Here is an 11,738-nt window from a genome sequence, read left to right on the forward strand (position 1 = left end):
CTTCTTCTCACACCCCGACACAGCCGAGCATGGGCTCGGCTCTACAACCGCGCGTTAAGCTGCGCGCCACCCGATCCTGGAGTTTCGCCCCGATGACCACCCGCCGTTTCCTGCAGCTGGATGTGTTTTCCCCGCGCGCCGGCGCTGGCAACCCGCTGGCCGTGGTACTCGATGCCGACGGCCTGGACGATGCCAGCATGCAGGCCATCGCACGCTGGACGCGCCTGCCCGAGACCACCTTCGTGTTCCCGCCCCAGGCCGCCGGTGCCAGCTACCGGCTGCGCATGTTCAGCCCGCAGAAGGAAGTGCCGTTCGCCGGCCACCCCAGCGTCGGCACGGCGCATGCGGTGCTGCAGGCAGGCCTGGCCACACCGATCGATGGCGTGCTGGTGCAGGACGGCATTGCCGGTGCCCTGCCGCTGCGCGTCAGCGGTGAGGGCGCGCAGCAGCGCATCGCCATCCGCACACCGCGCGCGCAGTTGGCGGAGACCGCTGAAGCCTTCGACCCGCGCCTGCAGGCAGCACTGAAGGACTGGCCACTGGGCTCGCTGCCGCCGGCGCGCATGCAGGGCGGACGCAGCTGGTGGGTGGTGCAGGTGGCCGATGAAGCCGCATTGCGTGCGCTGCATCCGGACTGGGACGCGGTGGCTGCGCTGGCCGAGTCCACTGACAGCATGGGCGTATTCGCCTATGCCTTCAGCGATGGCAGTGAGGGATTCGATCTGGCCGTGCGCGCTTTCGTCGGCAATGGTCGGCGCTTCGAGGACGCCGCCTCGGGGGCCGCCAATGCAGTGCTGGCCGCGTGGCTGGACCTGCGCGACGCGCTGCCACGTGGCCGTGCACCGTTCGAAGTCAGCCAGGGCCGCGAAGTCGGCCACGATGCGCGCCTGACCCTGCGGGTCGATGAGGACGGCGAGGTCTGGTCCGGGGGCCAGGTGCAGACCGTCATCACCGGCACCCTTGATTGGTAAAGGGATACTGTAGAGCCGAGCCCACGCTCGGCTGCTCCTTGGCCAGATCACGGGACCTGCAGAAGCCGAGCATGGGCTCGGCTCTATAGATGCGCCGGCTCAGCCCAGCTCGGCTTCCAGGCTGATCGGCACCGCGCTCAGCGCCTTGGATACCGGGCAGTTCTGCTTGGCATCATCGGCAATGGCACGGAACTGCGTCGCATCGATGCCGGGCACCACCGCCCTGACCTTCAGGCGGATCTGCGACAACTGCGGACCGCCTTCCAGCGACAGGTCGACCTTGGCTTCGGTGTCCAGCGAGGTCGGGGTGAAGCCTGCTTCGCCGAGCTTGGCTGACAGCGCCATGGTGAAACAACCCGCGTGCGCGGCGGCAATCAGCTCTTCCGGATTGGTGCCCTTTTCGTCGCCGAAGCGGCTGTTGAAACCGTAGCGGGTCTTGTCCAGCAGCCCACTCTGCGGCGTGCTCAACTGCCCCTTGCCCGTCTTCAGATCGCCTTCCCAGTGCGCGGTGGCGTGTCGCGAGATTCCCATTGTGCTGCTCCTGCGTGGCGGTGATGAACGGCTACCCTCGCACGCCACGCGTTAGCCCTGCGTCGCTCCGCCGCACGCCGGACGTCGCCCCCGAGCCCGGCGCGTGGACACTTCCTCGCCAGCCCGGACCGCATTTTCCTCTTGTTTTCAGTGGTTTCGCGCACCCCACCGATCGGCGGGCGCCGGCGATCGAACACGCTGGCGTGCCCCCATCCCCCACCGCCGACCATGTACTGAATCGGCCTGGATATGAAAAAACATGCACTTTCCGCGCTTCGGGCTATTGGCGGCGCCCAAGAGTTGCCCTACATTGCGCTTGCCGACGGGGTTCGGCGCCGACCAAACAACCAACCGTTCACGGAACAGGAAACCATGGCAAAGACCGCTAAGAAGGCTGCCCCGAAGAAGGCAGCGAAGAAAGTCGCGACGAAGGCAGCCGCCAAGCCGGCCGCTCCGAAGCCGATCAAGGAAGTGCTGACCAAGTCCGGCCTGGTTGCACACATCGCTGAAGCCTCCGGCGTCATCGCCAAGGACGTCCGCGCTGTGCTGGCCTCGCTGGAAAGCGCCGTCGCCTCCTCGGTGCACAAGAAGGGCGCTGGCTCCTTCACCCTGCCGGGCCTGCTGAAGATCACCACCGTCAATGTGCCGGCCAAGCCGAAGCGCAAGGGCATCAACCCGTTCACCAAGGAAGAGCAGTGGTTCGCCGCCAAGCCGGCCACCACCAAGCTGAAGGTGCGTCCGCTGAAGAAGCTGAAGGACGCCGCGCTGTAAGCGCGCGCCCCAACGTGGATTCCGACGGGACGGCTCTGGTCGTCCCGTTTTTTTTGCGTGCCCGGCGGTAGATCCACGCCATGCGTGGATGCGTCGCGCTGCGGCAATCCGCAACACAGCGTTGCCGCCTCCCCGGCAATGCCCGTACAGGCCCGTCGCCACTGGCCGAGCGCGGCTTGGGCAGGTGCTGGAACGTACCGGGTGGAACACTGCGTGCAGCGCCGGCCGTCGCCTCAGGCCGTGGCCTTGCCTATGGTGGGCACATCCTCCACAGCTACGGCGAGCACACCCTCATGGCCAGCCCCTCCACCCGCTACCGGATCTCGGTGACCCCCATCGAAAAGGACGGGCTGCAGTGCACAGGGCGCTGCACCATCGAACTGGAGCATCGCGCCAGCCGCGACCTGATGCGCCTGCTGGAGGCGGCCCCGCGTACCGCCGGTATCAGCGGCGACGAGCGTGCGACCCTGGTGATCGCCACCCAGCTGCTGCGCGATATCGTGCAGCGCCATGCCGAGACCGGCGGCCACGCACTGGCGGCCATCGCCGGCCAGGTCCTGCCAGCGCTGGACGCTCTGGATCAGCTGCCCTCCTCCCGCTGATCCCGGCGCAATCGCTACACTGCCGCCCTCCAGGTTGCCTCGCGGAGGAGGCGGACATGCGCAGGAACCTGTTGCTGATCGCACCCTTGGTGCTGCTGGGCTGTTCACGCCCGGCAGCACAGACGACCGGCGACATCGCGGCAGCGTCCGCTCCCGTCGCTGCCACCGCAGCCGCGGACACCCGCACCGGCCCCGATCCCGCAGCAGTGCAGGCAAGTGAAATGTCGGTGCTGTCTGCTGTCGCCGACGGTGCCGAGCCGCCATCGACGATGCTCAACCGCTACGTAGCGGCGTTGCTCAACCGCGACCGCGCCGCCAGCGATGCCGCCTGGACGATCCCGCCCAGCGACCCGCGGCATGCGGACGACGCCGCGCTGCGGCAGCTGCAGGACCTGCGCACCCTGCGCCTGCACAGCGATCCCCCGCTCGCCCGCGACGATCGGCAGCCACCGCAGCTGCTTGAAGTGCCGGTGCAGATCCGCGCGGTCACCGCCAACGGTACGTTCCGCTTCGGTGGCTGGTACCGCGTGCAACCCAGCAGCGATGGCAGCGCCTGGCAGATCCAGTCGGCGCAACTGCGTCCGATGCTGGACTGAACCGTTACAGCCGCATGCACGCGCGATTCAGCCTGCACGGCTACTCTTTGATCCATCCATTCCCTGCCATCGGTCACCGCCATGCGCCTGCGTTCCCTGATGACCCGCCTCGCTGCCTCCACCGTACTGATCGCCGCTGCGATCGGCGCGCAGGCGGCTCCCTCCATTTCCGGCCGCGAACTGTCGGTGGGTGCCAGCGACGTGCAGCAGTACCTCGATGGCAGCTTCCCGCGCACCCAGGATGCCCTTGGCGGCCTGATCTCCCTGACCATGAGCCATCCTCAGCTGAGCCTTCCGGCCGGCGAGCGCTTGAACCTTGGCATGGACGTGGCACTGGCCACCGCCGGCGGCAACCCGGCCAAACTGGGTACGGTGAAGCTCAGCAGCGGCCTGCGCTACGACGCGCAGACCCAGGGCTTCCACCTGCAGCAGCCCAGTGTGGACGACTTCACCCCGGCCAACCAGGGCGGCCGCCTCGACTCACGCACCCGTGGCCTGCTCAATGCCTGGCTGAGCGACTACGCCCAGCGCGAACCGATCTACAAGCTGGACCCGGCCGTGGCCGGGGTGCTCGGCGCGCTGCAGGTACAGGCGGCACAGGTGAAGAACGGCAAGCTGGTGGTCACCTTCAACCAGAACCTGGGCAACCTGGTGCCGGCAGGCCTGCTGGGCAAATAAGGTAGTGCCGGCCGCCGGCCGGCAGCGCAGACTGCATCTGCCGGCCAGCGGCCGGCACTACCGGTATAGCGGATCACCCGGCAAGCGCTTTTACCACCGCCTCGCTGAAAGCAGGAATGTCATCCGGCTTGCGGCTGGTGATCACGTTGCCGTCGACCACGACCTCGGCGTCGCGCCAGTTCGCACCGGCGTTGGCCAGATCCTGCTGAAGGGAGGGCCAGGAAGTCAGCTCGCGGCCATCGGCCAGCCCGCTGTTGATCAGCAGCCACGGGCCATGACAGATCGCGGCGACGGGCTTGCCGGCTTCATCCACTGAGCGGATGAAGCTGAGTACCGCATCATCGGTACGCAGCGTGTCCGGATTGATCACACCTCCCGGCAGCACCAAGGCATCAAAGCTCGCCGGATCCGCCTCATCCAGCGGGATGTCGACCGCGACGGCGTCGCCCCAGTTCTTCTCTTTCCAGCCCTTGATGGTCGCCTCCTTTGCGGGCGACACCACGCTGACCCGCGCACCTTCCGCTTCCAGCAGCCGTTTGGGCTCGGTCAGTTCGGACTGTTCAAAGCCGTGGGTCGCGAGGATTGCGATCTGTTTGCCCTTCAATCGCTCTGCCATGGGTGCACTCCAGTTGGGGGAGTGCACAGCGTGGACGAACGGCCCTTGCACCGCGGTGACCCTGCCGTGCACGGCAGGTGGAGAGCCTCCCGCAAGTGCCGGCCGCTGGCCGGCTCCTGCAACGCGCCATGCCGGCCAGCGGCCGGCCCTACCCGGTACCGGTCAGCGCTTGGGCTGCAGCATGGTGCCGGTGCACTTGGGCGAGCCGCAGCGGCATTCCCAGATCTTCTTCAGCTTGGCGGTGTGGCGCTCGGCCAGCGTGATGCCGTAGTTGTAGGTCAGCTCTTCGCCAGCCTTGATATCGCGCAGCGCCTCGATGAACACCTTGTCGCCACGGCTGTCGCCGTCCTCATCCTCCTCGATCACCGCCTCGCAGTTCGGGTCGCAGCTGTGGTTGATCCAGCGCGCGTCGTTGCCCTTGTAGTTGGCGTCAATCACCCAGTCGTCATTGAGGGTGAACAGGAAGGTATGGCCGCTTTCGACGTCGCCGCTGTCATCGGCATCAACGTCGCCATGACTGCGCAGCAGGCCCTTGTACTGGATCACGCGCTCGCCCTGCTTGATCGGGGCGACGGCGAACACGCCGTTGCCATGGATGGCGGACTTGCGGGCTTGGATCTTCTTCGGCATCGGCACGGGCTGTTTGCAGCGGATGGAACAGGGATTCTCGCCCATTCCGGGTGATTGCGAAAATCACCCGGTTGGCGCAGCATGGCGGCCCCGGCAGCGCCCGCTGGCAGAGCCTCCCGGCCCGGCCCCAGCGCCGGCTGAATGCCCGGGTTGGATGGTGGCGAATAAAAGCGTACAATTTCAGTCCGCTTTAAGAACCACTCGCATCCCCATGTTGCGCGTCACCAAGCTCACCGATTACGCCACTGTCGTGCTGACCGTGCTCGCCGCCCGTCCGGGCGAGGTGCTCAGTGCCACCGAACTGGCCGAATTCACCGGCCTGGAGCCGCCCACCGTCAGCAAGGTACTCAAGCCGCTGGCCCAGGCCGGCCTGGTCGAAGGCCTGCGCGGCGTCCGTGGCGGCTACCGGCTGACCCGCCCGGCCATCGAGATCTCGCTGTTCGAAGTGGTCGAAGCGATGGAAGGGCCGCTGGCCCTGACCGAATGCAGCCACGACCACCACCAGTGCGGCATGGCACCCAAGTGCGGCGCGCGCAGCAGCTGGCGGTTGATCAACGACGTGGTCTCCGAGGCCCTGCGCGACGTCAGTCTTGCGCAGATCCTGCCCCCCCTTCCCCTTGCCGATGACGAACAGCGCCGCACCATCGCTGTTGACGTCGTCTCCTGATCCACAGGCAGCCCCCCATGGCCACCGAAACCATCGAAAACGTCGCCCACGACGACACCCCCAACCGCGAGATCCACGAGCAGCTCGGCCGCAAGTATTCGGCTGGCTTCATCACCGAGATCGAGTCGGACTCCCTGCCGCCGGGCCTGGACGAGGACACCATCCGTGCCCTGTCGGCCAAGAAGGACGAGCCGGAGTGGATGACGCAGTGGCGCCTGGACGCCTACCGCCACTTCCTGACCATGCCGATGCCGGACTGGGCCAAGCTGGAGATCGCCCCGATCGATCTGCAGGCGCTCAGCTACTACTCCGCGCCGAAGGGCCCGAAGTACGCCTCGCTGGACGACGTGCCGAAGGAACTGCTCGACACCTACGACAAGCTGGGCGTGCCGCTGCACGAGCGCGCCAAGCTGGCCGGCGTGGCGGTGGATGCGGTGTTCGACTCGGTCTCCGTCGGTACCACCTTCCGCAAGGAACTGGCCGAGAAGGGCATCATCTTCTGCTCGATGTCCGAGGCCATCAAGGAACACCCGGAGCTGGTGCGCCAGTACCTGGGCACCGTGGTGCCGGTGGGTGACAACTACTTCGCCGCGCTCAACTCGGCGGTGTTCTCCGATGGCAGCTTCGTGTTCATTCCCCGGGGCGTGCGCTGCCCGATGGAACTGAGCACCTACTTCCGCATCAACGCCGGCCACACCGGCCAGTTCGAGCGCACCCTGATCGTGTGCGAGGACAAGGCCTACGTCTCCTACCTGGAAGGCTGCACCGCGCCGATGCGCGATGAGAACCAGCTGCACGCTGCGGTGGTCGAACTGGTGGCACTGGAAGACGCGGAGATCAAGTACTCCACGGTGCAGAACTGGTACCCAGGCGACGAGAACGGCGTCGGTGGCATCTACAACTTCGTCACCAAGCGTGCCGAATGCCGCGGCGCGCGCAGCAAGGTCACCTGGACCCAGGTCGAGACCGGCTCGGCGATCACCTGGAAGTACCCCTCGTGCGTGCTGCTGGGCGACGACTCGGTCGGTGAGTTCCACTCGGTCGCGCTGACTCATCACCGCCAGCAGGCCGACACCGGCACCAAGATGATCCACGTCGGCAAGCGCACCAAGAGCAAGATCGTCAGCAAGGGCATCAGCGCCGGCCGCGGCCAGAACACCTACCGCGGCCTGGTGCGCGTGGACCGCAATGCCGACGGCGCGCGCAACTACACCCAGTGCGATTCGCTGCTGATCGGCAAGCAGTGCGGCGCCCACACCTTCCCCTACATCGAGGTGAAGAACCCGGGCGCCACCGTCGAGCACGAGGCCACCACCTCGAAGATTTCCGACGACCAGCTGTTCTACTGCCGCGCCCGTGGCATCAGCCAGGAAGACGCGGTGTCGATGATCGTCGACGGCTTCTGCAAGCAGGTGTTCCGCGAACTGCCGATGGAGTTCGCGGTGGAAGCCAAGAAGCTGCTGGAAGTCTCGCTGGAAGGTTCGGTGGGCTGACCGCCCGCCCCTGCCCCTCGCAAACGCATTCTCTTTACCGGCGGGCCCAGGCCCGCCCCACGGAAACCCCCACCATGCTGAAGATCGACAATCTCCACGCCCGCATTGGCGACAAGGAAATCCTCAAGGGCCTGTCGCTGGATGTGAAGCCCGGCCAGGTGCACGCCATCATGGGCCCGAACGGCGCAGGCAAGTCCACCCTGGGCAATGTCCTGGCCGGCCGCGACGGCTACGAAGTGACCGCAGGCAGCGTGCAGTTCGACGGTGTCGACCTGCTGGAGCAGGACCCGGAAGCGCGTGCCGCTGCCGGCCTGTTCCTGGCGTTCCAGTACCCGGTGGAGATCCCGGGCGTGAACAACACCTACTTCCTGCGCGCGGCACTGAACGCCCAGCGCAAGGCACGCGGCGAGGACGAACTCGACTCCATGCAGTTCCTCAAGCTGGTGCGCCAGAAGCTGGCCGTGCTGCACCTGAAGGACGAGCTGCTGCATCGTGGCGTCAACGAAGGCTTCTCCGGCGGCGAGAAGAAGCGCAACGAGATCTTCCAGCTGGCCGTGCTGGAACCGAAGCTGGCGATCCTCGACGAGACCGACTCGGGCCTGGACATCGACGCGCTGAAGAGCGTGGCCGACGGCGTCAATGCGCTGCGCGCCGCCGACCGTTCGTTCCTGGTCATCACCCATTACCAGCGCCTGCTGGACTACATCAAGCCGGACGTGGTGCACGTGCTGGCCGATGGCCGCATCGTCAAGAGCGGCGGCCCCGAGCTGGCGCTGGAACTGGAAGCGCACGGCTATGATTTCCTGAAGGACCGGGTCGTGCCCGAGGCGGCGGTCTGATGAGCGCCCTGCTCGACTCGATGGCCCAGGCCTTCTGCGGCAGCGATGTGCGCCGCGAAGTGCTGGATGCGGCCCTGCGCGACGGCCTGCCGGCCGCACGCAATGAAGCCTGGAAGTACACCTCGCTGCGCCAGCTGGAACGCCGTGCGTTTGCTGCGGCACCGCTGCAGGGCCCGGCGCTGGACGCCGCGCTGCTGGACGACATCCCGGCGCCGCGCCTGGTGTTCGTCAACGGCCGCCTCGATGCCACGCTGAGCGACGTGCAGGTCCTGCCGGCCGGCGTGCAGCTGCAGCCGCTGTCAGCCGCACTGGCCTCCGGCGAAGACGCCGTGCGTTTCCTTGGCCGCCGCTACGAGCGCAGCGAGGAGATCTTCGCCCGCCTCAACGCCGCACTGGCCGATGAAGGCGTGGTGCTGCGCGTGGACGAAGGCGTGCAGGTCGAAGCGCCGCTGCAGCTGGTATTCGCCAGTGTGGCGGGCGAGACCGACCTGGCCTGGCATCACCGCCACCTGATCGAACTGCGTGCCGGCGCCAGCCTCGGCGTGGTCGAGCACCGCTTCAGCGTGGGTGACTCCGCCCACCTGGACAACACCGTGCTGCATGCCCACGTCGCGCGCGACGCCGTGCTCAAGCACGCCCGCGTGCAGGCCGGCAGCGCACGCCAGACCAGCTTCCTGCGCACCGACGCGGTGTTGGCCCGCGACGCGCAGTACCACCGCGTCGACCTGGAACTGGGCGCCGCGCTCAGCCGCCATGAACTGAACGTGCGCCTGGAAGGCGACAATGCCCGGCTGACCGCCAACGGCGTGCTGCTCGGCAATGGCCGCCGCCACGTCGAAACCCGCCTCGGCATCGACCATATCGCCCGCGATACCGCCTGCGAGCTGCTGTGGCGCGGCGTAGCCGCCAACCGCAGCCGCGTGGTGTTCCATGGTGGCATCCAGATCCGCGAAGGCGCCGATGGCACCGACGCGAACCTGTCCAACAAGAACCTGCTGCTGTCGGCGGACGCCGAGATCGACACCCAGCCGACGCTGGTGATCGACGCCGATGAAGTGAAGGCCGCGCACGGCGCGACCGTTGGCCAGCTCGATGCCAATGCGCTGTTCTACCTGCGCTCGCGCGGCCTGCCGCAGGCCCAGGCGCAGGCGCTGCTGAGCGCTGCGTTCTGCCATGAACCGCTGAAGATCCTGCCGGACGCGCTGCGCGCGCAGCTGGCACGCCGCCTGGACAAGGCCCTGGCCGAGGCGGGTGTGGCATGAACCTGTCCACGCCGCGCCCGATCGAAGAACGCACCGGCGCCCCCGACTGGGACCGCGTCCGCCTCGACTTCCCGCTGCTGATGCGCGAAGTACACGGCAAGCCGCTGGTCTATTTCGACAATGCCAACACCGGCCAGAAGCCGGTGCAGGTGATCGGCGCGGTGGACGAGTTCTACCGCCGTTACAACGCCAACGTCAGCCGCGCGGTGCATGCACTGGGCAGCGAAGCCACCGATGCCTACGAAGGTGCGCGCAACACGCTGGCGCGCTTCCTCAACGTGCGCCCCAGCGAGCTGGTGCTGTGCAGCGGCACCACCTTCGCCATCAACCTGGTGGCGTATTCGTGGGCGCTGCCGCGACTGAAGGCCGGCGACGTGATCCTGGTGTCGCGCATGGAGCACCATGCCAACATCGTGCCGTGGCAGCTGGTCGCGCAGCGTACCGGTGCCACCATCCGCGTGGCCGAGATCACTCCCGATGGTGCGCTGGACCTGGATGCGCTGCGCGCGGCGATGACCCCGGAGGTCAAGCTGCTGGCGGTCACCCATGTCTCCAACGTGCTGGGCACGGTCAACCCGGTGCGCGAGATCTGCCGCGAAGCGCGCAAGCGCGGCATCATCACCGTGGTCGATGGCTCGCAGGCCGTGCCACACCGCAAGGTCGACGTCGCCGCGATCGGCTGCGATTTCTACGCCATCACCGGCCACAAGATGTGCGGTCCAACCGGTACCGGCGCGCTGTGGGCGCGTCGCGAGCACCTGGACGCGATGCCACCGTTCCTCGGCGGCGGCGAGATGATCAAGGAAGTCAGCTTCGACGGCACCGTGTTCAACGATGCCCCGCACAAGTTCGAAGCCGGCACCCCGAACATCGCCGGTTTCATCGGCCTGGGCGTGGCCGCCGACTACCTGCAGCAGCTTGGCCAGGACAACGTGGAGGCGCGCGAAGCCGAACTGCTGGCGCACTTCACCGAAGAGCTGCGCCGCGTCGATGGCCTGCGCATCATCGGCCAGGCACCTGAGAAGGCCGCCGTGGTCTCGTTCCTGATCGATGGCGCGCATGCCCACGACCTGGCCACCCTGCTCGACCTGGAAGGCGTGGCCGTGCGCTCGGGCCAGCACTGCGCACACCCGCTGCTGCAGTACTTCGGCGTCGCCGCCACCTGCCGTGCCTCGCTGGCGTTCTACAACACGCACGCCGAGATCGAGCGGTTCATGACCGCGCTGACCAAGGTACGCAAGCTGCTGGGGTAACCCCGGCAGACGGGGTCAGATCCCTTTCGCATCGCGAAAGGGATCTGACCCCGCTAGCGAACCGGCCAACCGTCGCTGCGACCGCAATGCTCGCCGGATCGCCGCCACATCCGCGGCAGGAATTCCCTCCTCGATGAACGCCGCATAGCGCCTGCGCCGTTCATCCAGATCCAGGGCAATCAGTTCGAATGCCGAATGCGGGTTGAGCAGCGCATTCGGCCTGCCGTGCGCATTCGCCCGATAGCTCGACCAGCGACAGTCCCCTGGGCGCGCCACCCTTCCCGCACGGACAGGGTTGAGCTCGATGTAGCGCTGGCAGGCCAGCAGATAGCGATCCGTATCGACCAGCGTCGAGTAGAAACGCCCCTCCCACAGGGTTCCCGTGCGGCCCTGCCGATCATTCACCCGCCGCACGTAGGTCCGGCTCACGGCCTGCATCATCCGTGACAGCCCGCCGGAGACATCAGGTGTCACCAGCAGATGAACGTGATTGTCCATCAGCACGTACGCGTGGACCCGGCAGTGCTGCTGGTCCGCGTGCTGGCACAGCAGGCGCAGGTAGGCCACACGGTCGCCATCGGTGAAGAACACGGGCTGGCGATTGTTGCCACGTTGAACGACATGTTGCGGGTAACCGGGCGCATCGATGCGTGGTGGCCTTGGCATGGGCTTCTCCTGGGAACAGGGGTCAGAGCCCTTCGCTGCGCAAAGGGATCTGACCCCGAGCATCTGCCGATTCCGGGCCCGCGCCAGTCGGTCCATGGCCTGCCGTTGAGTCAGTAGATACCGGGGTCAGATCCCTTTCGCGTTGGGTAAGGGATGTGACCCC

Annotated in this window: 14 protein-coding genes; 10 read left to right on the forward strand and 4 right to left on the reverse strand. The window is 67.0% G+C overall.

What is annotated here, in order from left to right:
- Positions 1-92 precede the first annotated feature (92 nt).
- Positions 93-971 (forward strand): PhzF family phenazine biosynthesis protein, encoded by an 879-nt coding sequence (locus ACM0PY_RS03460; RefSeq protein WP_180884951.1) that lies wholly within the window; start codon positions 93-95, stop codon positions 969-971.
- A gap of 99 nt (positions 972-1,070) precedes the next feature.
- Here the strand turns inward: ACM0PY_RS03460 and ACM0PY_RS03465 are convergent, their stop codons facing one another.
- Positions 1,071-1,502 (reverse strand): OsmC family protein, encoded by a 432-nt coding sequence (locus ACM0PY_RS03465; protein ID WP_072168629.1) that lies wholly within the window; start codon positions 1,500-1,502, stop codon positions 1,071-1,073.
- A gap of 372 nt (positions 1,503-1,874) precedes the next feature.
- On the opposite strand from ACM0PY_RS03465, the gene ACM0PY_RS03470 reads away from it, so the two are divergent.
- From ACM0PY_RS03470 to ACM0PY_RS03485, 4 genes are all read left to right on the forward strand, one after another.
- Positions 1,875-2,273, forward strand: a complete 399-nt coding sequence (locus ACM0PY_RS03470; RefSeq protein ID WP_005415606.1) for an HU family DNA-binding protein — start codon at positions 1,875-1,877, stop codon at positions 2,271-2,273.
- 293 nt (positions 2,274-2,566) lie between these two features.
- Positions 2,567-2,875, forward strand: coding sequence for a DUF3861 family protein (locus ACM0PY_RS03475; protein WP_005415605.1), 309 nt, complete (start codon positions 2,567-2,569; stop codon positions 2,873-2,875).
- Positions 2,876-2,931: 56 nt separating this feature from the next.
- Positions 2,932-3,471, forward strand: coding sequence for a hypothetical protein (locus ACM0PY_RS03480; protein WP_134972064.1), 540 nt, complete (start codon positions 2,932-2,934; stop codon positions 3,469-3,471).
- A gap of 81 nt (positions 3,472-3,552) precedes the next feature.
- The gene (locus ACM0PY_RS03485) at positions 3,553-4,149 is read left to right on the forward strand and encodes a YceB family lipoprotein (protein WP_005415603.1); all 597 of its coding nucleotides are present in this window, start codon (positions 3,553-3,555) and stop codon (positions 4,147-4,149) included.
- Between the two features lie 73 nt (positions 4,150-4,222).
- On the opposite strand, the gene ACM0PY_RS03490 is transcribed toward ACM0PY_RS03485, so the two are convergent.
- Together ACM0PY_RS03490 and ACM0PY_RS03495 are read right to left on the reverse strand one after the other, a co-directional pair.
- Entirely contained in the window at positions 4,223-4,765 is a 543-nt protein-coding gene (locus ACM0PY_RS03490) for a type 1 glutamine amidotransferase domain-containing protein (RefSeq protein WP_134972065.1), read from the reverse strand.
- Between the two features lie 162 nt (positions 4,766-4,927).
- Positions 4,928-5,395: an SET domain-containing protein gene (locus tag ACM0PY_RS03495; protein ID WP_012479369.1), complete on the reverse strand. Its 468-nt coding sequence runs from the start codon at positions 5,393-5,395 to the stop codon at positions 4,928-4,930.
- Positions 5,396-5,606: 211 nt separating this feature from the next.
- Here ACM0PY_RS03495 and ACM0PY_RS03500 point away from each other — a divergent pair, with 211 nt between their 5' ends.
- The 5 genes from ACM0PY_RS03500 (at position 5,607) to ACM0PY_RS03520 (ending at position 10,909) form a co-directional block, all read left to right on the forward strand.
- The gene (locus ACM0PY_RS03500) at positions 5,607-6,062 is read left to right on the forward strand and encodes an SUF system Fe-S cluster assembly regulator (RefSeq protein ID WP_049414161.1); all 456 of its coding nucleotides are present in this window, start codon (positions 5,607-5,609) and stop codon (positions 6,060-6,062) included.
- A gap of 17 nt (positions 6,063-6,079) precedes the next feature.
- The gene (sufB, locus tag ACM0PY_RS03505) at positions 6,080-7,555 is read left to right on the forward strand and encodes a Fe-S cluster assembly protein SufB (protein WP_049414162.1); all 1,476 of its coding nucleotides are present in this window, start codon (positions 6,080-6,082) and stop codon (positions 7,553-7,555) included.
- A gap of 74 nt (positions 7,556-7,629) precedes the next feature.
- On the forward strand, positions 7,630-8,394 hold the full coding sequence (gene sufC / locus ACM0PY_RS03510) for a Fe-S cluster assembly ATPase SufC (protein WP_134972066.1): 765 nt from the start codon (positions 7,630-7,632) through the stop codon (positions 8,392-8,394).
- Complete coding sequence (gene sufD, locus ACM0PY_RS03515; RefSeq protein WP_134972067.1) at positions 8,394-9,656, forward strand: Fe-S cluster assembly protein SufD; 1,263 nt, start codon at positions 8,394-8,396, stop codon at positions 9,654-9,656. The genes sufC and sufD overlap by 1 nt, the downstream gene beginning before the upstream one ends.
- On the forward strand, positions 9,653-10,909 hold the full coding sequence (locus tag ACM0PY_RS03520; protein ID WP_065196580.1) for a cysteine desulfurase: 1,257 nt from the start codon (positions 9,653-9,655) through the stop codon (positions 10,907-10,909). Before sufD ends, ACM0PY_RS03520 begins: the two co-directional genes overlap by 4 nt.
- A gap of 15 nt (positions 10,910-10,924) precedes the next feature.
- Here the strand turns inward: ACM0PY_RS03520 and ACM0PY_RS03525 are convergent, their stop codons facing one another.
- Positions 10,925-11,575, reverse strand: a complete 651-nt coding sequence (locus ACM0PY_RS03525) for a transposase (RefSeq protein ID WP_111201221.1) — start codon at positions 11,573-11,575, stop codon at positions 10,925-10,927.
- Positions 11,576-11,738: the final 163 nt, after the last annotated feature.

This window comes from Stenotrophomonas sp. BR163, from assembly GCF_047520985.2.
Lineage (GTDB): Bacteria > Pseudomonadota > Gammaproteobacteria > Xanthomonadales > Xanthomonadaceae > Stenotrophomonas > Stenotrophomonas sepilia.